Source organism: Nostoc sp. DedQUE07 (genome assembly GCF_034530975.2).
Lineage (GTDB): Bacteria > Cyanobacteriota > Cyanobacteriia > Cyanobacteriales > Nostocaceae > Nostoc.
On record NZ_JAVRCC020000013.1, the window covers coordinates 110,284 to 132,816 of the forward strand.

Below are 22,533 nucleotides of genomic sequence, written 5' to 3' on the forward strand. Positions count from 1 at the left end.
ACGTTATTGGCAGGAACTTTTAACTGATAATTCCGAGATTGTTGTAGATTTCGATCAGATTGCCATCGGGATCGCGCAAATGATCTGTGCGGATTCCCCAGCTTGGGCGATCTTGTGGTTGAGTCACAACGAGCGCATTTTGAGCCTTTACTTGCTCATAGACCTCATCCACGTTATCGACTGCCAAAATCAAGACTATTTTATCTCGATTGACAACGTATGAAGGTTGTTCAATTCTTGGGACTACTTCAGCCATTAATTCTTGTTTGAGTAAACCCAGCTTGAGATATCCGGTATTAAACTCAGCATATCCGCTATTTTCATCGCCCCAATCGACATCAAATTTCAGCAGATCCCGGTAGAACAGAAAAGAATCTTTGTAGTTGGAGACAAGCAGTCTCAGGTGTGTTAGCTGAAGCTTCATATCTGTTGGGTTAGTCTACTAACTGTGAATTCTAGGTTCTGGGTGCAAAGTCGCCAGCAACTCGCTTTCGACAATTGCTAATTCATCAAGCCGCTGCATAACAATTTCTTTGTCGAAATAAGTAGCAGCTAAAACCCAATATATACCGTAGTGACGCGCTTCGGATGCCATTAGCCCACGATAAAATTTTGCTAACTCTGGCTCTGGACAGTGAGCAGCTAATAGTCCCAGGCGTTCGTGAGAGCGAGCTTCAATTAAACCAGTGACTAGTAAGGAATCCAAAAATCGCTCAGGTTCTTTGGGGCGTACTTGAGCTTTTAAACCCGCGCCATAAGGAGGCGGTGGTAGGGGAGCTAGGGGAATATTTCGGCGTTCTAACCATTGGTTGACTAGCTCAAAATGTTCTAGTTCTTCGCGGGCGATCGCAGTTAACTCCCGAACCATTTTAGTATTGGAAGGGTAGCGAAACATCATGTTTAAGGCTACGCCTGCTGCTTTGCGTTCGCAGTGCGAGTGGTCGAGTAAGATGATATCTAAATTAGCGATCGCTTGTTCTAACCAAGCAGAACTAGTAGGCTGTTTCAGGGCGTTGATAGTGGATAACTGAGTAAGCACAGAGTTAATCAATTTTGGATTTTGGATTTTGGTGAGGTAGCCCCCGTCTTGGCGGTTCCCGTCGATGGGGGACTACCGAACCCGAAGGGATTTTGGATTTTTCAATAGTTTAAACTATTAGTCCACCAAAGAAACTTTGCGAGATTTATCGTCAGAAAATCAAGTTCTTTTCTCCCTACCTTCCCTGCTCCCCTGCTCCCCTGCTCCCCTGCCCCCTGCCCCCCGGTCACTGAGCGTAGCCGAAGTGCTGCCCCCTGCCTCCCTCATTCCTGCTGCTGCCGTTTCTCTATGTCTTGAGTAGAAATCATACTGCTGACTTTCTCTACATCTACCATCATCAAAACTGCTCCTTGCATTTCAGCACCAAACAGCGGAGTAATTGCCAGGTAACATTTTATTTGCCTACCTCGACGATTGGTAGCATCGAGGATCGTTTCTTGAAACTGCTTTCTCCCGGATAGGGATTCACGAATAGGCGATCGCAACTGCTCGACGGGTAGCCCAATATCTAAGCTGAAAATAGACTTGCCGATCACTTCATCAGTTCGCAAGCCCCATAAATCTTCTACCATATAATTCCAAATAGAGATATTAAAGCTGCTGTCAATTACCACTATTCCCGTTTGCAGACTTCTGAGAATAGAAATTAGACTAATATTTGTGTGATTAAGTTCTGTGGTGCGCTGGTTCAGTTCGCTATTAATTGTCTGTAATTCTTCATTAGTAGATTGGAGTTCTTCATTCATTGTCTCCAATTCTTCATTGGTAGATTGGAGTTCTTCGTTGGTAGTTTCTAACTCTTCATTGGTAGATTGTAATTCTTCGTTGGTAGTTTCTAATTCTTCATTGGTAGATTGTAATTCTTCGTTGGTAGTTTCTAATTCTTGTTGGGAACGTTTCAACGCATCTTGAAGTTTAATATAACGGCTGACATCGTGAAAGGAAATACTGACTCCTAATAAGCTGTTATCTGTTTCTTGTAAAGGCGTAATTTGTACATCTAAATATTGAATTTCTGTGTTAGATATATAGCGCTCTACATTTGTTAGGATCACAGGACGGCGTTCGGTATAAGCCCGTTCAATTAGCGATCGCAATTCAACAGGCCGATAGGAAAGTTCTAGATCCTGGAAGGGACGAGCTAAATCTTTGGGGAAAAGGGCGAACAAAATTCGCGCTTGCTCGTTCACCATTACCAGAGTGCCATTGGTATCAATGACTATTTGGGCGATTGGAGTTGTGTCAAAACCCATATCTCGCAATCGGACATTTTGAGCCAAACGGTTGCTAGATTCGTCATCTGCGGGATTTGCCATAACTAAAAGGCGATCGCGTAAATTCACCGTCGATACTTTAGTAAATATTCGGTTTTTCAAGTCCAGCGGCGTAAACAAGTTAGAATGCATCAATAGCATCTCTGCTTTTCCTAAAAACAAATAGCCATTCTCATTTAGTGCAAAATGAAACCGGGCTAGAATTCGCCCTTGAGTCTCAGAATTAAAATACATTAATGTATTGCGGCTGACTAATAAATCTAAGCGCGAAATGGGTGCATCTTGAAGCAAATCGTGGCGACCAAAAATCACTGAGCGGCGCAAGTCTTGGCGGAAAACATGGCGGTTCCCGACAAATTCAAAGTATTTCTGCCGCAGTTCATCTGGTATAGATTGGACATCTTTTTCTGAATACACGGCTTGCCTAGCCTGGTTGAGAGCATCTTCATCTACATCTGTGGCGTAGATTTTTACTCGTTGACGAAATTCCTCTGCTCCCAATATTTGGGCCATCAACATTGCCAGGGTATAAGCTTCTTCTCCAGAAGCACAGCCAGCGCTCCAGATACGGATTTGCTCGGATGCTTTTTTATTGTTAATCAGATTAGGCAGTATTTGCTCTGCTATTTCTTCCCAAGCTGATGAATCTCGAAAAAAAGCGGTGACGTTAATTAAAATCGTATTGAAAAGATGATTAAATTCTTCAGGATAAACTTCTAGATAGTCTTGATACTCTTCAAAATTTTCTATGTTTAATGACTGCATCCGCTTGAATACTCGACGTATCAAAGTCGAGCGCTTATAGCCTGTAAAATCAAATCCCCGGCTTTGTCTGAGATAAACCAGTAAATTTTCAAATTTAGGATCTTTTTCTGCGGAAGTCATAGTTTAAGGGGGCAGGGGGCAGGAACAAAGGAGTGGAGTTTTGATTATGCTTCCACAAGTATCAAAGACTCATTAATGGAGTTCAAAGCTTCATTAACGGAGTTCAAAGCCTCATTAATGGAGTTCAAAGCCTCATTAATGGAGTTCTAAGCCTCATTAATGGAGTTCAAAGCCTCATTAATGGAGTTCAAAGACTCATTAATGGAGTTCTAAGCTTCATTAATGGAGTTCTAAGCTTCATTAACGGAGTTCAAAGACTCATTAATGGAGTTCAAAGCCTCATTAAACTATGTTGACACTAAGTTAGTTGCACTTTAATACATATTTCCTCTACTCCTCTGTCCCTATGCCTCTGAGTTTAGTTAAATTTTCCCATGATTAAACTTACCAGGGTGGTAGAAATTTCATCAAGAGGTAGAATAAAATCTACATTGCCAGTGTTAATTGCGGCGGAGGGCATCCCCGCAAATTCGGCGGTTTTTACGTCTTGGACAATGACAGTACCGCCCATTTTTTTAATTGCTTCTATTCCGATTGTGCCATCGCTACCCGTTCCACTTAGCACAAGAGCGATCGCTCTGTCTTTGTAAGTGGCTGCAACTGATTCAAATAATAAGTCAGCCGAAGGACGTAAAAAATGTACTAATTCCGACTGTGATAAGGAAAGTGTACCGTCACCGTTAACCAACAAGTGACGATCGGGTGGAGCAATGTAAGCCGTTCCTGGGGTAAGGGAATCTCCTTCTTGTGCCTGTTTGACAGTAATATCTGTGCGCCGACTGAGAATTTCTGCCATAAACGACGGATGTTCGGGAGCCAAGTGTTGCACAATGGCGATCGCGGCTGGAAATTCTGCTTTTAGAATCGATAGCACTTGAATTATAGCAGTCAGTCCGCCTGCGGAGGCTGCGATCGCCACTAGATCAAAGGCAGCATTAGTAAAGTGAGGTGGATGATTTTTGGCATTTTCTGCCATTTCAATCATGATTTTGCGCCTATGACTATTTGCGTAACTTCTTTAGTTACAAATAGCATTAATTAAGTTACAATTTTTTATTATTTACATATATTATACAGGATATTTGAACTACTTCAGCATTTTTTTGCCTTTAGCGATCGAATTCACAGGTTAATCTTCCTGCTCTAGAATACGTTTCGCTTCCAAAAGTTGCTGCTTATGTTCCTCACTAACTGTTGGGTATTGCAGATTTAGTTCTTCTAATTTTGTGCAGATAATATTAGCAACGGTTAGCCGTGTAAACCATTTGCGATCGGCAGGGATAATATACCACGGTGCCCATTTAGTACTAGTATTATTAAAAACTTCTTCATAAGCATTCATATAATCATCCCAAAAAGCTCGTTCTCGGACATCATTATCTGAAAACTTCCAATTTTTATCAGGAGAGTCAATCCGTGCTAAAAAGCGTTTTTTCTGCTCTGACTTAGAGACATTTAGAAAAAACTTCAAAATGATTACGCCATTATCAACCAAATATTTTTCAAAGTTATTTATTTCTTCAAAACGCTGTTTCCATATCTTATTGCCATTAGGAATATAAGGAAGTTGTTGTTTTTGAAGCATTTCTGGATGGACGCGAACCACTAGCGCTTCTTCATAGTATGAGCGGTTAAATATGCCAATTCTTCCTCTTTCTGGCAGAGCTTTCATTGAGCGCCACAAGTAATCATGGTCTAATTCTTCCGCACTGGGGCCCTTAAAACTAAACACCTGAAATCCCTGTGGATTAACACCAGAAGTTACGTGTTTAATAGTGCTGTCTTTGCCAGCAGCATCCATTGCTTGAAAAATAATCAACAGAGCATAGGTATTTTGAGCATAGAGAATATTTTGGTAATTAGCTAGTCGTTCAATATCTACCTTTAATTTGGTTGCAGCATCAGCTTTTTGATGAAAATCAGTTTTATAAGCTGGGTCATAGTTTTTTTTCAGAGAAATCTTTGAACCAGGTGGAACAATGAAAGCATCATGATTCATTTATAAAATCTCCTAACAGCTATTTAATACCCAAGCACATTTTGAAGCGTTAATCCCTGAAAGTTAAATAAAGCAACGTAAATAATTAAAAGTTTGTAGTGAGGACTTTAGTCCTCTTGCAAAAATCCTTGAATCACCCCTCCCCAGCCCTCCCCTTATAAAGGCTACGGTGTACACACAAGTTGAATTACCCCCCTTAATTCCCCCGATGCATTGGCTACGGTGTACACATAAGTTGAATTACCCCCCTTAATCCCCCCTTGTAAAGGGGGGAAACTGGAAAATCTAGTTCCCTCCCCTTTCCAAGGGGAGGGTTAGGGTGGGGTAAAAACCAGATTTCTTACATTACTTAATTTACTTCGATTTATTCTCATCTACTTACTTCCGTCGCTTTGGCATAGGACGCATTGCTTCACGTCCCAAGATAAACATCCCCGTAATACCTAAACAGACAAACCAAATATATTGATACCAATATTGCCGAATTTGTACAACTGTACTGGTTTTTGGATGCAATGTATTTAAGTATAGCAGCAGCATCAATATCATCAGTGCCCCAAAACCAACAAGGCTCAAGCCAATAAAAATTCGTGCAGAACGCAGTTCAAAATCATTAATAGTATTTAGGTCAATTTCTGCCAGTTCCTTAAAGGAGTCATCCGCCAAAGATGAGGCTGCTTGGAATCTATTACTCAGTTTTGATGGCAAAATCGGCGACAGTTTCGCTACAGTTGGGCGACGAAGTAAAGCCTCAGTATCTCGCAGCAGTTCCAGTGGCTTACGGGTAGTAGTTGGTTGAGCAAACTCTATGTTGTCTGTAGGAGTTGAGGCATTAGCTTTGCTTTCAAAATCCATAGTATACTTCGGAAAAACCAGGATATACATAGCCTAGCGAATCAAAAGACAAATGCGTGAAAATAATTCGTAATTCGTAATTCGTAATTCGTAATAACGTTCGTGGACTCGTTAGCGCAACGCTAATGTAATTCGTAATTAATTGATTTATAGGGAAAAACATATTTTTTACTCAAAGTAAGTGAATTTGGGCGTTGGATAATTACAAACTATTCGTCCATTTCTTTTAATGTAGCTAATGCCGATGGAGATAAACGACTGAGATAGCGGAATATCCAATATTTAAAGATAGTATTTAAAATCACAGGAAATGTAGCAATAAAGAAAAAGATTACATTTCTAGTGGGTGGTAGACCTAAATGTTCTGCCAATCCTGCAAGCAGGACTTCCCACCCATCTGGTGAGTGAAATCCGACAAATATATCTGTAAACAGAATAATTAAAAAAGCTTTGGCACTATCGCTCAGACCAGAGACAATGGTATCCATAAAAGACTTAAGGATCGCAATTTCTCTTTTGCTCATGGCGATAACTATGCCAAAAGAAAAAAGTGATATTAAATCTGCAAAAACATTACTAATACTACTATTACTTTTTCTGCTAAATTCTTCCGAGATTTCAAGTGCTTTACTCTTAATTTTTTCTTGTGTTAACTCTGAAGAAAGTGCTGGTGCTTGATTAATAAAATATTCAAATCTCAATTCTTCTTGAAAATTATGAAATTCATGGAGAGCTTCTTTTTCCATATCAGAATTGATAAATATTGTAGTTGCATTATCTCCTCTAACCCTTTCTAGGATTGGACTTACAATATATTCTTTAGAAAAATATTGAGTTAAAAGCGGTACAAGAATGAGAACTATCAAAAATCGCAGGGCAATTATTGTTCTACCTTTAGAAAGACGATAATTCCTGATAAATTCTTCTTCTGTCTGCGGTGCAAAATCTGCTTGAATTTTATTAATCCTTCTGCCGATAGAATTCTTAGGCAATCTAGGTTTTGGAATTGGAGGGTTAATTTGAGGATCGTTTATATTAGATGAATTTAGCTGTTTTTTTATTTCGTTATCATTAATGTTTAAAGGCTGATATGTTGACACTAAAGAAGTATTGTTAATTACTTCATCTTTGATAGCATATTTCTCTACTACTTCATCAATAACCTTCAATTTTTCTAATAAAACCGAATTAGAAATATTGACAATTCCCCGACTAAGCTGAAATTCTGCAAGCCTGAACTTAATAATAGTTAGATTCTTATTAAGATATACTTGCCAATAAGACATGACATTTTCAGTATAGTTTACTGATTGTAAAGATATTTTTTTGCTATCAAAATATTCGTTCTCAACGTTTTTAATTCTCTGAGCTGCTTGGTAAGCTTCTAAAAGTGCCCTTTCTGGCGTATCTGAAAACCAACGCTTAAGCGATCGCAAATATTTTTGGAATGTTCTGGTAAGTGAGTTTTTCATTACATATATGACTTTTAGATAATGTGTATTATAGTTATATAATCATAAAAAATGGGTAATATAGCTAAATAGTTAGTCCAATCCAGATTCAGGTAATACTCCCTGATGCGATGTCTAGGAAGGGCTAGGTCTACGCTAGCAATTTTATATTACCTGTATCAGATGCGGCATAGATTGGCACTGGTTATTTATATTGGCAGTTTATCCATTACACTGTCATTATTGACACTAGAGGTCAGTATTTATGCTCTATATAAAAGCCTTGATTGTAACATTTCACAATCAAAGCAAATTTTTCACTATGCAGAGTCTATCACTGTTAAAGGGAATAGGAAGTAAAGATGTTGCTTTCTCATCTCCCTTATCCTTCTATTCACTACTCGCCACTCCCAAGTTTTAAATTATGAGTTTGAGTCTATGCATGATTGTGAAAAACGAAGCAGCAACACTGCCTAAATGCCTGAGCAGTGTGAGAAAAGTAGTGGATGAAATGATAGTCTTGGATACAGGCTCAATCGATCGCACTCCCAATATTGCCCAACAACTCGGTGCAAAAGTTCATCATTTTAAATGGTGTAATGACTTCAGTGCTGCCCGCAATGCAGCTCTCAAATATGTCACTGGTGATTGGATTTTGGTATTAGATGCTGATGAAACTCTAACTCCAACAATTGTACCGCAGTTACGAGAGGCGATCGCAAGAGATGAATATTTGCTCCTCAACCTCGTCCGCCAAGAAGTTGGTGCAGAACAATCTCCTTATTCTCTGGTTTCCAGGCTATTCCGCAATCATCCAGATATTCGTTTTGACCGTCCTTACCATGCCTTGGTAGATGATAGTGTGTCAGAAATTTTAACCAAAGAACCCCATTGGCAAATAGGTTATTTACCTGGGGTTGCCCTTATACACACAGGATATCAAAAAAGTGCGATCGCTCAAAATAACAAATATGCCAAAGCCACTACAGCAATGGAAGGGTTTCTCGCAACTCATCCCAACGATCCCTATGTTTGCAGTAAATTAGGAGCGTTGTATGTGCAAACTGGGAAAATTTCTCAAGGTATGGATTTGCTAAGACATGGAATCATCGTTGCTGAAGACAACTACGATATTTTATATGAACTCCACTATCATTTAGGCATTGCCTACAGTCGGTTGCAAAAATCCCCACAAGCGATTTCTCACTATCAAGCTGCCATCAAATTGCCAATTTATCCCATGCTGAAACTAGGAGCATACAACAACTTGGGTAACTTACTCAAAGCAGCAGGAGATTTCAACGGTGCGAAAACTGCTTATATCACAGCTTTGAAAATCGATCCCACTTTTGTTTTTGGACATTATAATTTGGCGATGACATTTAAGGCTTTGGGTTTATTTGCAGATGCGATCGTATATTATCAACATGCAATTACCTTAAATCCCAACTATGCCGAAGCATATCAAAATTTGGGGGTAGTGTTGCTGAAAGTTGGCAATCATCAAGATAGTTTAGCAGCTTTTAAAAAAGCGATCGCCCTTCACGAAAGGTATAATCCCGAAGAAGCGAAGAGACTACGCCAGGGATTGCAAGAGATGCAGTTGATATAGGGCATTGGGGCATGGGGCATTGGGCATGGGGCATGGGGCATTGGGCATTGGGCATGGGGCATGGGGCATTGGGCATTGGGCATTGGGTATGGAGGAGAATAACAAATGACAAATGACAAATGACAAATGACAAATGACAAAGGTTGTTTGTGTGAATATGCGGAACTTCAAAAACTTGAAGCTGGAAACATAAAACATCAGACTGAAGTATAGTTCAATACAGTTAAGTTAACTGTATTGACTTATAGTCTCAAGACTTGCCTCCCCTAGTTCTCCCCGATTGTTACCTAATCTAAAAATACCAACCCAAAAGTTAAAATCAAAACTTTTGGCAGTATCAAACTTTCCATTATTTTATGAATAAAGATATAAAATTATTTCGTATATTTTGTTCATCTTCGGTGATGTTGGCAGCATAATTACCTTCACGGGCATAATTTTTTAAAGAATACAACAACGTAGATGCAATAAGTATCTGAGGAAGTAATACCTATGCTTGAAACCCATCTTATCCACACCGAAGCTGATTATCGTGCTGCACTTGATGAAATTGAAAGATTGTTTGATGCAGAACTAAATACACCAGAGTTTGACCGCTTGGAAGTTTTAACTGCGCTTGTGAAAGCATACGAGCAAAGGCATTATCCAATCGAAGCACGAGATCCTATTGAAGCAATCTTATATTATCTTGAATCCCGCGAGTTGTTTTTAGCTGACATAGAGCCAATGAAAGAAGCGATGTTTTACTAAAAACTCCTGGAACTTGAGCATCAGAACTCGGAACTTGAACTTCGGAACACGAAACTTGAGGTTTAAAAATGAACTCCACCAGTTCTGAGTCGAAAAGGTGGAGTTAAAAAGTCGAAGAGTAGAGAAATGCTCCTCACAAATGACAAATACTTCGACTTCGCTCAGTACAAATGACAACTGACAAATGACAACCAACTAAATACGCGACTTGACAAATTTCTCTAATCTATCCATTCCCTTTTCAATCGTCGCCATATCTGTGGCGTAGGAAAGGCGAATGTTGTCATCAGCGCCAAAAGCAATTCCGGGAATGACTGCAACTTGATGTTCTTCCAACAAAGCGTCACAAAATTCTAAAGATTTTAGACCGGTTTTGCTGATATCAGGGAACAGATAAAAAGCGCCATCTGGTTTTGCAGTACTCAATCCGGGAATGGCGTTGAGTCTGTCTAGCATTACTTGTCGTCGTTTGGCGAAGGCTTGGCGCATTTCTTCGACACAATCTTGAGAACTTTGTAGCGCCGCGATCGCACCATATTGGGCAAAGGTACACACGTTAGATGTACTATGCCCTTGGATGGTACTGGCTGCTTTAATGATTTCCACAGGCCCCGCTAAATAGCCCAGACGCCACCCAGTCATGGAATAAGCTTTCGCAAACCCATTACTAATCAAAGTACGATCAAAAATTTCCTTCCCAAGAGAACCGATGCTGATGTGTTCTGCACCGTCGTAGAGAATCTTTTCGTAAATCTCATCAGAGACAACAAAGATATCTGCATCAACTATTACCTGCGCCAGTGCTTTGATTTCATCTGGCGTGTACACCATCCCAGTGGGATTAGATGGAGAGTTGAGGATAAATAACTTCGTCTTCGGCCCGATCGCTTTACGGAGTTGTTCGGGAGTAATTTTATAACCCGTCGTCGCATCTGTAGGCACAATCACCGGGACTCCACCGACCAAAGTTACCATTTCGGGATAACTTAGCCAGTAAGGTGCAGGGATAATTACCTCATCGCCTGGATCGATTAGCGCCACGATTAAGTTGTACAGAGAATGCTTACCGCCATTGGTGACAATCACATTCTCTGACTTGTAATCAAGACTATTGTCGGTTTTAAGCTTGTGGGCGATCGCTTCCCTTAACTTTGGTTCTCCGGCTGCTGCACCATATTTGGTTTTGCCTTCATCCAAAGCTTTGACTGCTGCGGCTTTAATATGCGCCGGGGTATCAAAATCTGGTTCTCCAGCGCTAAAACTACAAACATCTATTCCTTCCGCCTTCAGTGCCTTAGCCTTGGCTGCGATCGCTAAGGTTAATGAAGGTGTTACCTGACTTACTCTTGCTGCCAGCTTCATTCTTACTATTTTTTGGCAAATCTTTCACTTATCTAAGGATATCCCAGAATCCCTACCAAGATTTGCTTTTTCTAAATTCGTTGAGGATTGGCGAGATGAGGGAGCAGGGGAGCAGGGGGAGACAAGGGGACAAGGGGACAAGGGGACAAGGAGATAAACAAAACTCTTAACTCTTAACTCAGCACTCCTAACGCCCAATGACAAATGACAAATGACAAATGACAAATGACCAATGACAAATGACTCCGCAAAGCAGTTTGATTATTGACTCTTAAGGATGTATCGTATATAACTTGATTTTTAGTGAAAACTAATTGTTTATATGCAGATTAAGAAACTTTTAATTGCATCTTCTCTGCTAATTACTGGTCTTTTTATACCTAATGCTGCCATTGCTCAAAATCGCGGTACTCCGGGGAAATTTGATTTTTATGTACTAACACTCTCTTGGTCGCCGGATTATTGTGCGGCAAATGGTAGCCGTGACAAGCAGCAGTGTGGTACTGGAAGGAAACTTGGTTTTGTACTACATGGTTTGTGGCCGCAGTACCAAACTGGTTATCCTGCTAATTGTTCCACGCAAAAATTACCGTCGGAAGTAAAGCGGCAATTTCCCAATTTGTATCCTAGTAATAAACTTTACGATCATGAATGGGAAAAACATGGTACTTGTTCGGGGAAAACTCCTGCGGAATACTTGGCATTGAGTAAAAAATTAAAAGATGCGATCGCTATTCCCGCAGCTTACAATCGCCCTAATAAACCCGTGCGTACCACAATTACAAATTTTAAAAATTCATTTGTGAGTGCGAATAATAAAATTAATGCTGATGGTATAGCACCTTTTTGTTCTGGTTCAGGAAGATTTTTGCAAGAAGTCTTCTTTTGTTATTCCAAAAACGGCGAACCTGGTATTTGTAGCGCCGAAATTTTGAAGCGATCGCAAAAAAGTTGTGGCCAGCCAGATTTCTTATTGAGAAACGTTAGATAAAAATGGGGAATAGGGAATAGGGCATTGGGCATTGGGCGTTAGGAGTGCTGAGTTAAGAGTTAAGAGTTTTGTTTATCTCCTTGTCCCCTTGTCCCCTTGTCCCCTTGTCTTCCCCTGCTCCCCACTCCCCGTTCCCTAAGCGATCGTCACATCTGGCGACAAATAAACATCTTGAATGTTATGAAACAGTTTTACACCTTCCTCAAAGGGACGTTGGAAAGTTTTTCGCCCAGAAATTAATCCTGAACCACCAGCGCGTTTGTTGATTACGGCGGTGCGTATTGCTTCGGCGAAGTCATTTTTACCAGTCGCGCCACCAGAATTAATCAACCCGACACGCCCAGAGTAGCAATTTAGTACTTGGTAACGAGCTAAATCAATTGGGTGATCGGTTGTCAACTCTGTGTAAACCCGCTCATCGGTTTTGCCGTAACTCTTACCAGTGGCTTTGGCAATTGCACCGTAACCATTGTTATTTTCGGGTAACTTTTGTTTGATAATGTCAGCTTCAATGGTTACACCCAAATGATTCGCTTGTCCGGTGAGGTCAGCCGCAAGGTGGTAATCTTTATCTTGTTTAAAAGCGTTATTCCGCAGATAGCACCAGAGAATAGTCGCCAAACCCAGTTCATGGGCGCGTTTAAAAGCTTTGCTGATTTCCTGAATTTGTCTGGTAGAATTCTCGGAACCAAAGTAAATTGTCGCACCTACGGCAGCCGCCCCTAAATTCCAAGCTTGTTCTACATCCGCAAACAATACCTGGTCAAATTGATTGGGGAAAGTCAGCAATTCGTTGTGGTTGATTTTGGCAATAAAGGGGATTTTGTGGGCATATTTCCGTGATACAATGCCTAATGTTCCCAAAGTGGTAGCAACCGCATTGCAACCTGCGGCGATCGCTAGCTTGAGAATATTTTCTGGGTCGAAGTAAATCGGATTGGGCGCAAAAGACGCACCAGCTGAGTGTTCAATCCCTTGGTCTACTGGTAAAATCGAGAGATAACCTGTGTTTGCCAGACGACCAGTAGAGTAAAGTAAATGGATATTACGCAATACTTGAGGATTGCGATCGCTGTTGAGCCAGATGCGATCTACAAAGTCTGGGCCCGGTAAATGTATTAAATCACGAGAAACTTTTGCTTTGTAAGTAAGCAGGTCTTCAGCCTCTTTACCTAGCAATGATTCAATAAAATTAGGCTCTTTGAGCGTTGTAGTCATAGTATTATCCTCAAAAACTGAGCAAATGACCTTGTTTTTAAGATAGCATTTCTAATATTGCTAACTTGGTTGTACGGTCATTAGTTATGTGTATTCTTTTTGAATATATAGCAATCTTCTTTTATAAATGAAAACCAAAAGGCTGAGATTTCCCCCTTGTTTCAATAAGCCGAGAATCTTGTGATGAATGAATAAGTAAGGCTATACTACCGGAAGTATTAAATCAACTTTCGGAATTGATATTTTCAACTTCAGTTACCAACATCAAACAGTACAATTATACTATCTTGCGATCGTAACTGAAAATTGAAAACCCCTCTTTCCCGGATTTGGGTAATAATTTTGAACAAAATAAATACAATTGTATGAGTAAGTTTCAAATCGATATCGACTTTAGCAATATAGATTTAGCTTCTCTTGAGACAGAAGAAGATTTTCAAAGAGAAGCAAAAATGTTACTCCCAAAGGCACTGGTCAAACTAGGTGAAAGTGTGGGTGAAAAAACTTGGGAAGAATTACAGCAAAAGCTGCAAGGAACTGGAGGTAAACTCAAATCTTCTCCCAGCGAGAAACGTAGGTTTATTCAAGAAACTGGAAGAACTTATCAACGAAATGCTAGTAACAGAGAAAAACAAGAACTAGAAGAATATATAGTAGAGCAATTACGGCAGCACAAGTAATATTTGTCAGAAGTTAACTTATCAGACATGATTCAAATAAGCCAGCGACGAATAAACTCCACTTGGAAGCGATAGCCGTCATCAACTTCCTCAATTAACTTCCGTTGCAACAGCAAGTTGAAAGTAATATCAGCATCGGGGAACTGTTGCAATAGAGTTTGGCGGCTGACTATAGCCCGTTCCCCTTGAGCGGCGATAAAACGTAGAATAGCTTGTCCAGTAGCATCTACTTGGTTGTTTTGAATGTCAGCAAAGAAAAATCCGCCACTTTGCAAAGCTTCTGAATGCGCTCGTGCATTAGTGCAATAATTAGCTTGGAATATTTAGGTGTTAATAAGTTTAAATTTATTCTAGTCTACTAGCAGAATTAACATCTAAAAACAACGTCGCTTGTGGTTGTTGACGAAGAATAGAAGCTGGACAGTCTGTACCGATATAGCTTTGCAGCATATCTTTTACCACATTCGCTTTACGTTTTTCTGGAGCAAGACAGATAATTTTTTTAGCCGAACAAATTGTTGGGATGGTGACAGTAAAAGCATACTGTGGAACATTTTCTAAATTCGGAAAGTGACCTGTACTTACTTGTTGCTGACGGTTCACAGTATCCAGTTTTACCAGTTTCACGCTGTAAGGATCTTGAAAATTTGCTACAGCCGGATCGTTAAAAGCTAAATGTCCATTTTCGCCAACACCAAGACAGCATAAGTCAATCGGTTGTGCTTGCAATAATTTAGTGTAGCGATCGCACTCTGCTACTGGTTGTAATGTATCACCTTCTATATAGTGAAATTGCTTAGGATGAATCCGATTCTCTACACGTTCTCGCATATAACGCCGAAAACTAGCAGAATGATCGGCAGTAATTCCCAAATATTCATCTAGATGGAACAGAATAATCCGCGACCAATCTACACCACCCAATGCAATCAAAGCATCAAGAAATTTGAGTTGGGAGTTACCTGTAGCTAACAATACAGCAGCTGTTTCTTGAAGATTAAGAACTTGCTGTAAATATTTTTGCACGATTTCGGCAACATCCTCAGCCATTTCGACTTCAGAGTTGTAAATCTGTACTAGTAAATCGTCAACACGAAAAAAGTTTGTGGCGGCTACCATTTGCTTACGAAGAAGGTTATCAATTATACGGCAGTTTGCCCAGAGGTTTTACCTGTCTGCTCTTATATGCCCTATCCAGTATAGATTTTAGGATTTAGCAGATTAATTACTAACTCTTGATATTTTATTCTCCAGTCCCCAATCCCCGTATTAACGCAGGAACAATCACTAAAGACAAAAAACAATGTAAACTATTTAAATTAAGTTAACAATTATTTACATTTTACCGAAAAATCATGCTGGCTGCAATTCTTTTTGACCTAGACGGCACTATTGTCAACACTGACCCCATACACTACCGAGCTTGGCGGGAAATGCTGTTAAATTACAACATAGAAATAGACGAAACATTTTATAAATCCCGAATTAGTGGAAGGCTAAATCCAGAAATTGTTAAAGACATTCTGCCACAATTATCAGCAGCAGAAGGGCAACAATTTGCAGACGAAAAAGAGGCGTTGTTCCGCAAACTAGCCCCACATCTCAAACCGCTAAATGGATTTTCTGAACTACTAGCATGGACAGAAACACATCAATTAAAACGAGCATTAGTAACTAATGCTCCTAGATTAAATGCAGAATTTATGCTAGAGGTTTTGGGGATAAAAGAAGCTTTCCATACAGTTGTTTTAGCGGATGATTGTATTGCAGGTAAACCCGATCCTGTGCCCTACCAAGTTGCCCTGAATAAATTGGGGATTACAGCAGAAGAAGCGATCGCTTTAGAAGACTCTCCCTCTGGTATTCGTTCCGCAGTGGGCGCAGATATCCGCACCATTGGCATCGCCTCCACCCACGATCCGCAAATTTTGCAGTCAGTCGGTGCATTTATGGCAATTCCAGACTTTACTGATTTGCAGTTGTGGACATTACTAAACTCACTCATCGAGCCAGATTTAAATGCGATCGCTTCTAATTTTTGAGGACATAGGGCAAAGAGGCGGAGGGGCAGAAGGCAGAAATTCTTTAATTTTTAATTTTTAATTTTGAATTGATTTCTCCCCATCCCCAAAAACTCCACTCTTTAACCGAGCCATATCACGCAACGGTGGTGCGCCGAACAAGCGACTGTATTCACGGCTGAACTGTGAAGGGCTTTCATAACCCACATAATGACTAGCTGTTGCCGCATCCATACCTTGCCCCAGCATCAGACGACGGGCTTGTTGAAGCCTAAGTTGTTTTTGATATTGCAAAGGACTCATGGTGGTGACTGACTTGAAGTGATGATGAAGTGACGAGGGACTCATGCGCGCTTCACGAGCGATCGTATCGATCCGAAATGGTTTTTCGTAGTTCCATTTCAGCCAGTTGATCGCTCTGCTAATTGCTTGGAATTGTTTATCGACTAAAGCAATCTGTCGCAATCTAGCACTGTGTTCGCCAGATAACAAACGATAGAGAATTTCTCGGACAATCAAAGGTGCAAGGATGGCAATATCTTGAGGTGTTTCCAACAATCGTACAAGTCGGATTGCAGCATCAAGCAGTTGCGGACTAACAGGATTAATAGACAAGCCCGGTTCCAGTGGTTCGTTCGCTGGAGCGTCTAGTTTTGCCTCCATCATCAGTGTACTGAGTTCTCCCATATCTAAATCGAGCCGAAGACACAGATACGGAACGCTTGGCGTTGCTTCAATCACTTGACCGACAACAGGCAGATCGATGGACACCACCAAATATTGGTCTTGACCATAAACATACAGATTGTCTGCCAACATTACCTGTTTCTTGCCCTGAGCGACAATGCACAAAGCAGGCTCATGCAGGGCATGGAGAGGCGCAGTTGGTTGTAAGGAACGGATCAGGAATAACCGCTCGATCGCTGTGGGATGGACACCATCTCCATTACTGTTTTGTGCAATCAGAGCAGCTAGCTCAGACTGCTGCTTTCTAACAATCTGTTCCATAATTTCGTTTGAAATCCTTTATGAAACTAACATTCAGGGCAGCCACAATCTATTTAGCCGCTTAGATTAGCTTATCTTTTTACGATCGACAATGAAGAAAAATGCAGGATTAGGCAAGAATTTCGTAGGTTCAGATTACCGCACCAAGCTTTGACTCTCTTAAATTAAGAGTGTGCTAGAGAATACAACAACTTGGAGATCCGGTTTTATGACTACCAACCAACAGAAAGTCGTACTGATTACAGGCGCAAGCAGCGGTATCGGTGAGGCGACAGCACGTCTACTCGCTCGTAAGGGCATCCACGTCATCCTGGGCGCACGACGCACGGAACGGCTAGAAACCCTCGTGGCTACAATCCGCTCTGAGGGAGGCTCGGCGGAGTATCAGACCCTTGATGTTACTCATCGCGCCGACTTCCAAGCCTTTGTAGAATTTGCTCAGAGCAAATTTGGCCGCATTGATGTCATCGTCAACAATGCAGGTGTTATGCCGCTCTCGAAGCTAGAAGCGCTGAAAGTTGATGAATGGGACTTGATGATTGACGTGAACATCCGTGGCGTACTCAATGGCATTGCTGCTGGGCTACCGTTGATGAAACGCCAAGGATTTGGCCAGTTCGTCAACCTGTCCTCCATCGGCGGACACGCTGTCTGGCCAACCTGCGCCGTTTACTCAGCCACTAAGTTCGCGGTGTTGGCAATTTCGGAGGGGCTGCGTCAGGAAAATACTGACATTCGCGTTACAGTTATTTCGCCAGGCGTAACGGAGTCAGAACTTGCCGATAGCATTACTGACGCCGAAGCTGTCAAAGGTATGCAGGAATTCCGCAAGATTGCGCTTCCGGCTGAAGCGATCGCCAGAGCGATCGCCTTTGCAATCGAACAACCGGATGACGTTGATGTGAATGAGATTATCGTGCGTCCTACAGCCAGCGTATAGTTACGCAAAGGTGCAGAGAATTTTCAACCTAAGCTAGCAGTAAAACAACTGAGAACCGCTATGTGATATCATGTCCGCCTAATTAGTTATAATTCCCGCATCTGTGCAAAAACCAGGAAACCCTCTTTCCCCCTGCCCCCAGCAAGAACTGCTCCCCTGCCGTCTTAATGATAAGTCTTTAACCGGACATGATATGACTACCCAAAAGTTTCAGTTACCCTGAACATCAAATGCAGATGTTGGACAGCGAACGCTAATGCGATCGACAGCGTGAGCAAAGTACTAGAGGGTTTGTAGTAAGCAATTTGCTGCTTAGAAAATAAGGACTAAGGTCTTACTACGAGCCTCTACTTATTTTTCAGCCAGAATCGCGTAAATTTCCCGTTTAACTTGCTCTAAAAGCTCCCGTACCCGATTTATCCGCTCCATATTACCACTACGAGCAACCTGCACCACCGCAGCAGCTAACTCTGTGGCGGCATTCCGCAACTCAATAAACTCTTGGGGCTTACCTGTAACAAAACTTTTGAAGGTATCCCAAGGAGTGTCTGAAGGTTCTTGTTGGGAACGTTCTGCCAATAATTGTTTACCCTCATCCGTAATCGTATAAATCCGCTTGCCCCCTTCCTGTGCGCTCTTGAGATAACCTCCTTCTTCCAACAATTGGAGCGTTGGATACACTGAGCCAGGACTGAGGCGACGGAAACCACCGTAACGAGTTTCCATCTCTTTAATCAGGTCGTAACCATGACTAGGATGCTCGGATAAGAGTTCCAGCAGAATGAACTTGATGTCACCCCGACGAGTCCGGTATTCATCTCCCCAACCACGACCAAACATTTCATTATCAAAGCGTTTGTCATGATGTCTACCATGATGCTTGTCATGATGGTTGCCATGTCCAAACCAAGACCTGACAAGCAATGAATCCTCTTCGTTAACTCCTGCCCATGCAGGTGCGCCAAAACGTGACCGAAAATGTCTAAACATAAGTAAATCTCAAATCAACTTTCTCTAATATACGATATATCAGAATATATCGCGATATATCGGAATAGGATTTTGATGAAGATTTGTAACGAAAGCAGCTTCCACTAGCCAAGAGTCTGCACTTGGGGTCATGACGAAATACGTATAAAATGGGGCCTGACTGCCAATTCATTCTGGAACATCGGGCAAGGGCGGAATGGCACGCTTGTTAAGGGCAAAGCCATGATCTAGCTGCATGAGAGGGTGTGGGGAATTAAGAAGATGTTGAACTCCTTGAGGCAAGTAAAATTTAATTGTCTTAAAACTACACCCTACACCCTACACCCTACCAGCAAGGAGGTTTCAGCTTTTCTTAGTGCCATTCGGGCAAGGGCGCTATCCCCCGATCGCCCAGTATTGCGCAAAACTGCCCAAAATCCCGACGTTTATTTCCAAGCAAGGGAAACAGTAAATCCCTACTACGCTGCTTGTCCCAATATCATGCAATCTTATATGGATAAGTTTGCCGCACAGACAACCAGACACTATCACTTGCTTGATTATCATGGCGCAATTGATGCAGAACGAGTCATCATTTTGATGGGTTCAGGTTGTGAGGTAGTGCATGAAGTGGTATCGATGATGTTATGGTTGTCGCCGCAGAAAATCAGTTGCAAGAGGTAGCGTAATGATTGAAATTGTTGATAGCGATCGCTGTATCGGCTGTGATATCTGCGTAAAAGTTTGTCCGCGCGATGTCTTTGATTCTGGAGACAATGGAATAGCCGTAATTGCTCGTAAATCAGATTGTCAGACTTGTTTTTTGTGCGAGTTGTATTGCCCTGTTGATGCGCTTTATGTGTCGCCTTATGCCGAACTGGATGATGAGGTTGATACAGAACAGTTAATTACCCAAAACTTGCTGGGTAGTTACACCCGTAACATGGGTTGGCATCATGGCAAAATGGGAGGGACTGACAAAGATCCAACTCAACAACTTAGAATTTTGAATAGGGCAAGACAGGATAATGCAAAATTGAATGAAACATAAGCAGCAATAGGGTTTTAAACTATTGTGGCATAACTGGAGAAACAGGATAATCAAAATGAGAGGGAAGAAGGTGAGCAACGCTTGCCTCCTTCCCCCTCCCCACCGCATGATTATCATTCTTATATCTAAAATTTTGAGTACTTTAGCTAATTAACAAAACACACTTTTATTTAACCCTTCACGAGTGGCTTATGTTGGTCTTCTTTTTTTTGTTTTTAATTTTTACTTTTTTAATTTGAGTTCCATAAATATTTCGGCTATTTCATTGTCATTATATTTATTAATTTCTTGAAATCCATATTTTTCAAAAATTTCCCTAGCTGCAATAGATTTTCTCATTGTATCTAATCTTAATATATGTAATTCGTTTTTGTTGGCATTCAATAATAAATGTTCCATTAATAATATACCTATTCCTTTACTCTGATATGAAGGTAAAACAAAGTACCTTTTAATCTCTCCTATTTTATCTATTTTGTTTAATATCTTTAATCCAATACTTCCAATTACTGAGGCATTTTCACTCATAATCCAGAAATTTCCCCCTTGACTTTGGTATATATTTTCAATATTCCTTATATCTGACTGTAAGCCAGTTGGATCAAATTTATATCCTCTGTACGAATACATTATTTCCAAAAAATCTTCCAAACTAGCCTGGAATTCGGAACTGTATGAGATTAATTCCATTTGTTCAAAAGGAGTTCTACACTTTACGTTTAATCGAAATCAAAGTTGCTAAAACTAGCTATTCTTATATCACTTCTGTCCTAGCGATCGCCCAGCCCCTAATAGTCCGCCACACAAAGTTTACGTGGTGGCGAACTTTAGGCAAAAAGAGGTAAAATCAAGGCTTTTAACCCGTGTAGGCGGGTTTTACCTGTGTAGCCGTGACTTCCAGTCGCCTGGTGCAAGATTACTCTACGGGCGATTTCCAGATGGGTGCTGATGCCCTAGTATAGGATGGGGTGTGTAAGGTTCTTCTAAGAATTTGCGCTCTTCATCTGAAAGCTCTAAATCCACCGCCTCCACAGCCTCTTTAAGATGTTCTATCTTACTAGCGCCAATTATGGGAGATGTCACACCTGGTTGATGTAATAGCCAAGCTAGGGCAATTTGTGTGGGTTTCACACCCCGTTTTCCGGCTAATTCAACTACGCGATCGACTACTTTAAAATCTGAATCTTGATAGTAGAGATTGTGAGCAAATTCGTCAGTTTTTGCCCGCAGTGTTTGGCCATGGTCTGACTTACTGCGATTCCCTGCTAAAAAGCCCCGCGCCAAGGGACTCCAAGGAATAATACCAATCCCTTGATCTAAGGCTAAGGGTATGACTTCTCGTTCTTCTTCCCGATAGACTAGGTTGTAGTGATTTTGAATTGATACAAAACGAGTCCAGCCGTGAATGTCTGCTGTATAAAGAGCTTTAGCAAACTGCCATGCGTAAACACTAGAAATTCCTAAGTAACGGACTTTACCTGCTTTCACAATATCATGCAGTGCTTCTAGGGTTTCTTCAATTGGTGTTTCATAGTCCCAACGGTGAATTTGGTACAAGTCTACATAATCAGTTTGTAGCCGCCGCAAAGAAGCATCAATGCTGTCAAAAATATGTTTGCGAGATAGTCCTCGATCATTAGGCCCATCGCCGACTTTGCCATGTACTTTAGTAGCAATCACAACTTGATCTCGTTTAGCAAAGTCTTTCAGCGCTCGTCCGACAATTTCTTCGCTAGCACCCAAGGAATAGACATCGGCGGTATCAAAGAAATTAATCCCCAATTCCAAAGCCAGTTTGATAAATGGACGACTTTCTTCTTCTTCTAATACCCATTCGCGCAATTTACGCGAACCATAAGTCATCGTGCCTAGTGTAATCCGGGATACTTTTAGCCCAGTTTTGCCAAGATTTACATATTTCGTCATACGGTATGCTCTACTTTTTGTTGGGATGCTTAATAAGGTTGTGATATTTCTATAGCCTTTTGACAGTGATTTGCCTAGAGTATTGCAGAGCTATGAGCATTGCTTTGCAAAAGCCAGGATACAAAATACTATATATCAATCGACTTACCGGAGTTGTTAGCTATCATATTAAGAATTGCATATAAATGATAAATATGGAACAAGAAATCAGGAAATGTTTGGGGGAGGGGGCTGTTGGGAGAATCTCTCGGATCTGCAAAGCGATCGCCACCGTGAATCCAACCAGGGCTGCGGCTAAAGCTCATAGTTCAAATAGTGTATAGTTTTAAAATTTCAAGAAAATTTTTAATATAGTTATACTTATCGATAGTTTTAGAGCCTTTTAAAATATTTAAGGCTACAATTACCTGGATAGATTGTTATTTTAGTTAAATAAAATACTTGAACTACTATTAGTAAACAATAAATTTATTGCTTAGATAATAAAAAATAACATAATGTA

Annotated in this window: 23 protein-coding genes and 1 pseudogene; 8 read left to right on the forward strand and 16 right to left on the reverse strand. The window is 40.9% G+C overall.

Features of this window, described 5'->3' with window-relative positions; translation table 11 throughout:
- Window positions 1-19: 19 nt before the first annotated feature.
- From RMZ95_RS13190 to RMZ95_RS13220, 7 genes are all read right to left on the reverse strand, one after another.
- Complete coding sequence (locus tag RMZ95_RS13190; protein ID WP_322684128.1) at window positions 20-424, reverse strand: VOC family protein; 405 nt, start codon at window positions 422-424, stop codon at window positions 20-22.
- Between the two features lie 18 nt (window positions 425-442).
- Entirely contained in the window at window positions 443-1,039 is a 597-nt protein-coding gene (locus tag RMZ95_RS13195; RefSeq protein WP_322668290.1) for a tRNA-(ms[2]io[6]A)-hydroxylase, read from the reverse strand.
- Between the two features lie 263 nt (window positions 1,040-1,302).
- Window positions 1,303-3,198 (reverse strand): CheR family methyltransferase, encoded by a 1,896-nt coding sequence (locus RMZ95_RS13200; RefSeq protein ID WP_409882577.1) that lies wholly within the window; start codon window positions 3,196-3,198, stop codon window positions 1,303-1,305.
- 358 nt (window positions 3,199-3,556) lie between these two features.
- Window positions 3,557-4,183: a chemotaxis protein CheB gene (locus tag RMZ95_RS13205; RefSeq protein ID WP_322684130.1), complete on the reverse strand. Its 627-nt coding sequence runs from the start codon at window positions 4,181-4,183 to the stop codon at window positions 3,557-3,559.
- 144 nt (window positions 4,184-4,327) lie between these two features.
- Entirely contained in the window at window positions 4,328-5,197 is an 870-nt protein-coding gene (locus RMZ95_RS13210) for a polyphosphate kinase 2 family protein (protein WP_322684131.1), read from the reverse strand.
- A 378-nt stretch (window positions 5,198-5,575) separates the two neighbouring features.
- Entirely contained in the window at window positions 5,576-6,052 is a 477-nt protein-coding gene (locus RMZ95_RS13215) for a hypothetical protein (RefSeq protein WP_322684132.1), read from the reverse strand.
- A 209-nt stretch (window positions 6,053-6,261) separates the two neighbouring features.
- Entirely contained in the window at window positions 6,262-7,524 is a 1,263-nt protein-coding gene (locus RMZ95_RS13220; protein ID WP_322684133.1) for a proton extrusion protein PcxA, read from the reverse strand.
- Window positions 7,525-7,945: 421 nt separating this feature from the next.
- Between RMZ95_RS13220 and RMZ95_RS13225 the strand changes: the two genes are divergently transcribed.
- Both RMZ95_RS13225 and RMZ95_RS13230 read left to right on the forward strand, forming a co-directional pair.
- Window positions 7,946-9,115 (forward strand): tetratricopeptide repeat protein, encoded by a 1,170-nt coding sequence (locus RMZ95_RS13225; RefSeq protein ID WP_322684134.1) that lies wholly within the window; start codon window positions 7,946-7,948, stop codon window positions 9,113-9,115.
- 492 nt (window positions 9,116-9,607) lie between these two features.
- Window positions 9,608-9,865: a hypothetical protein gene (locus RMZ95_RS13230; RefSeq protein ID WP_322684135.1), complete on the forward strand. Its 258-nt coding sequence runs from the start codon at window positions 9,608-9,610 to the stop codon at window positions 9,863-9,865.
- A gap of 195 nt (window positions 9,866-10,060) precedes the next feature.
- Here the strand turns inward: RMZ95_RS13230 and RMZ95_RS13235 are convergent, their stop codons facing one another.
- Entirely contained in the window at window positions 10,061-11,227 is a 1,167-nt protein-coding gene (locus tag RMZ95_RS13235) for a pyridoxal phosphate-dependent aminotransferase (protein ID WP_322684136.1), read from the reverse strand.
- Between the two features lie 322 nt (window positions 11,228-11,549).
- Here RMZ95_RS13235 and RMZ95_RS13240 point away from each other — a divergent pair, with 322 nt between their 5' ends.
- On the forward strand, window positions 11,550-12,218 hold the full coding sequence (locus tag RMZ95_RS13240; RefSeq protein ID WP_322684137.1) for a ribonuclease T2 family protein: 669 nt from the start codon (window positions 11,550-11,552) through the stop codon (window positions 12,216-12,218).
- A 135-nt stretch (window positions 12,219-12,353) separates the two neighbouring features.
- Here RMZ95_RS13240 and RMZ95_RS13245 read toward each other — a convergent pair whose 3' ends face one another.
- Window positions 12,354-13,436: a class I fructose-bisphosphate aldolase gene (locus RMZ95_RS13245; protein WP_322672341.1), complete on the reverse strand. Its 1,083-nt coding sequence runs from the start codon at window positions 13,434-13,436 to the stop codon at window positions 12,354-12,356.
- A gap of 365 nt (window positions 13,437-13,801) precedes the next feature.
- Here RMZ95_RS13245 and RMZ95_RS13250 point away from each other — a divergent pair, with 365 nt between their 5' ends.
- Entirely contained in the window at window positions 13,802-14,116 is a 315-nt protein-coding gene (locus tag RMZ95_RS13250) for a hypothetical protein (protein WP_104907687.1), read from the forward strand.
- A gap of 32 nt (window positions 14,117-14,148) precedes the next feature.
- Here RMZ95_RS13250 and RMZ95_RS13255 read toward each other — a convergent pair whose 3' ends face one another.
- On the reverse strand, window positions 14,149-14,391 hold the full coding sequence (locus RMZ95_RS13255; protein WP_322684138.1) for a hypothetical protein: 243 nt from the start codon (window positions 14,389-14,391) through the stop codon (window positions 14,149-14,151).
- Window positions 14,392-14,461: 70 nt separating this feature from the next.
- Entirely contained in the window at window positions 14,462-15,235 is a 774-nt protein-coding gene (locus RMZ95_RS13260) for a glucosamine-6-phosphate deaminase (RefSeq protein WP_322684139.1), read from the reverse strand.
- Window positions 15,236-15,471: 236 nt separating this feature from the next.
- Between RMZ95_RS13260 and RMZ95_RS13265 the strand changes: the two genes are divergently transcribed.
- On the forward strand, window positions 15,472-16,158 hold the full coding sequence (locus RMZ95_RS13265; protein ID WP_322684140.1) for an HAD-IA family hydrolase: 687 nt from the start codon (window positions 15,472-15,474) through the stop codon (window positions 16,156-16,158).
- Window positions 16,159-16,215: 57 nt separating this feature from the next.
- Here the strand turns inward: RMZ95_RS13265 and RMZ95_RS13270 are convergent, their stop codons facing one another.
- Window positions 16,216-17,145: an AraC family transcriptional regulator gene (locus RMZ95_RS13270; RefSeq protein ID WP_322684141.1), complete on the reverse strand. Its 930-nt coding sequence runs from the start codon at window positions 17,143-17,145 to the stop codon at window positions 16,216-16,218.
- A 208-nt stretch (window positions 17,146-17,353) separates the two neighbouring features.
- Here RMZ95_RS13270 and RMZ95_RS13275 point away from each other — a divergent pair, with 208 nt between their 5' ends.
- A complete protein-coding gene (locus tag RMZ95_RS13275) occupies window positions 17,354-18,085 on the forward strand; it encodes an SDR family oxidoreductase (protein WP_322672346.1) in 732 nt (243 codons plus the stop codon).
- Between the two features lie 351 nt (window positions 18,086-18,436).
- On the opposite strand, the gene RMZ95_RS13280 is transcribed toward RMZ95_RS13275, so the two are convergent.
- Complete coding sequence (locus RMZ95_RS13280) at window positions 18,437-19,075, reverse strand: PadR family transcriptional regulator (protein ID WP_322684142.1); 639 nt, start codon at window positions 19,073-19,075, stop codon at window positions 18,437-18,439.
- Between the two features lie 357 nt (window positions 19,076-19,432).
- On the opposite strand from RMZ95_RS13280, the pseudogene RMZ95_RS13285 reads away from it, so the two are divergent.
- Window positions 19,433-19,699, forward strand: a pseudogene (locus RMZ95_RS13285) (hypothetical protein); the annotation flags it as partial.
- A gap of 43 nt (window positions 19,700-19,742) precedes the next feature.
- Window positions 19,743-20,105, forward strand: coding sequence for a ferredoxin family protein (locus RMZ95_RS13290; protein WP_322684143.1), 363 nt, complete (start codon window positions 19,743-19,745; stop codon window positions 20,103-20,105).
- A 222-nt stretch (window positions 20,106-20,327) separates the two neighbouring features.
- On the opposite strand, the gene RMZ95_RS13295 is transcribed toward RMZ95_RS13290, so the two are convergent.
- The 3 genes from RMZ95_RS13295 to RMZ95_RS13305 all read right to left on the reverse strand — a co-directional run bounded on the left by RMZ95_RS13295 (window position 20,328) and on the right by RMZ95_RS13305 (window position 22,336).
- Window positions 20,328-20,795 carry a GNAT family N-acetyltransferase gene (locus RMZ95_RS13295; RefSeq protein ID WP_322684144.1) on the reverse strand — a complete coding sequence of 156 codons (468 nt, stop codon included), beginning with the start codon at window positions 20,793-20,795 and terminating at the stop codon, window positions 20,328-20,330.
- A 231-nt stretch (window positions 20,796-21,026) separates the two neighbouring features.
- Window positions 21,027-22,031, reverse strand: a complete 1,005-nt coding sequence (locus tag RMZ95_RS13300; protein WP_174709858.1) for an aldo/keto reductase — start codon at window positions 22,029-22,031, stop codon at window positions 21,027-21,029.
- Window positions 22,032-22,159: 128 nt separating this feature from the next.
- Window positions 22,160-22,336 carry a hypothetical protein gene (locus RMZ95_RS13305; protein ID WP_322684145.1) on the reverse strand — a complete coding sequence of 59 codons (177 nt, stop codon included), beginning with the start codon at window positions 22,334-22,336 and terminating at the stop codon, window positions 22,160-22,162.
- Window positions 22,337-22,533: the final 197 nt, after the last annotated feature.

Coding starts and splice junctions, on each gene's coding strand:
- RMZ95_RS13190 (WP_322684128.1), bottom strand. CDS start 424: ATGAAGCTTCAGCTAACACACCTGAGACTGCTTGTCTCCAACTACAAA.
- RMZ95_RS13200 (WP_409882577.1), bottom strand. CDS start 3,198: ATGACTTCCGCAGAAAAAGATCCTAAATTTGAAAATTTACTGGTTTAT.
- RMZ95_RS13205 (WP_322684130.1), bottom strand. CDS start 4,183: ATGATTGAAATGGCAGAAAATGCCAAAAATCATCCACCTCACTTTACT.
- RMZ95_RS13210 (WP_322684131.1), bottom strand. CDS start 5,197: ATGAATCATGATGCTTTCATTGTTCCACCTGGTTCAAAGATTTCTCTG.
- RMZ95_RS13215 (WP_322684132.1), bottom strand. CDS start 6,052: ATGGATTTTGAAAGCAAAGCTAATGCCTCAACTCCTACAGACAACATA.
- RMZ95_RS13220 (WP_322684133.1), bottom strand. CDS start 7,524: ATGAAAAACTCACTTACCAGAACATTCCAAAAATATTTGCGATCGCTT.
- RMZ95_RS13225 (WP_322684134.1), top strand. CDS start 7,946: ATGATTGTGAAAAACGAAGCAGCAACACTGCCTAAATGCCTGAGCAGT.
- RMZ95_RS13230 (WP_322684135.1), top strand. CDS start 9,608: ATGCTTGAAACCCATCTTATCCACACCGAAGCTGATTATCGTGCTGCA.
- RMZ95_RS13235 (WP_322684136.1), bottom strand. CDS start 11,227: ATGAAGCTGGCAGCAAGAGTAAGTCAGGTAACACCTTCATTAACCTTA.
- RMZ95_RS13240 (WP_322684137.1), top strand. CDS start 11,550: ATGCAGATTAAGAAACTTTTAATTGCATCTTCTCTGCTAATTACTGGT.
- RMZ95_RS13245 (WP_322672341.1), bottom strand. CDS start 13,436: ATGACTACAACGCTCAAAGAGCCTAATTTTATTGAATCATTGCTAGGT.
- RMZ95_RS13250 (WP_104907687.1), top strand. CDS start 13,802: ATGAGTAAGTTTCAAATCGATATCGACTTTAGCAATATAGATTTAGCT.
- RMZ95_RS13260 (WP_322684139.1), bottom strand. CDS start 15,235: ATGGTAGCCGCCACAAACTTTTTTCGTGTTGACGATTTACTAGTACAG.
- RMZ95_RS13265 (WP_322684140.1), top strand. CDS start 15,472: ATGCTGGCTGCAATTCTTTTTGACCTAGACGGCACTATTGTCAACACT.
- RMZ95_RS13270 (WP_322684141.1), bottom strand. CDS start 17,145: ATGGAACAGATTGTTAGAAAGCAGCAGTCTGAGCTAGCTGCTCTGATT.
- RMZ95_RS13275 (WP_322672346.1), top strand. CDS start 17,354: ATGACTACCAACCAACAGAAAGTCGTACTGATTACAGGCGCAAGCAGC.
- RMZ95_RS13280 (WP_322684142.1), bottom strand. CDS start 19,075: ATGTTTAGACATTTTCGGTCACGTTTTGGCGCACCTGCATGGGCAGGA.
- RMZ95_RS13290 (WP_322684143.1), top strand. CDS start 19,743: ATGATTGAAATTGTTGATAGCGATCGCTGTATCGGCTGTGATATCTGC.
- RMZ95_RS13295 (WP_322684144.1), bottom strand. CDS start 20,795: ATGGAATTAATCTCATACAGTTCCGAATTCCAGGCTAGTTTGGAAGAT.
- RMZ95_RS13300 (WP_174709858.1), bottom strand. CDS start 22,031: ATGACGAAATATGTAAATCTTGGCAAAACTGGGCTAAAAGTATCCCGG.
- RMZ95_RS13305 (WP_322684145.1), bottom strand. CDS start 22,336: ATGAGCTTTAGCCGCAGCCCTGGTTGGATTCACGGTGGCGATCGCTTT.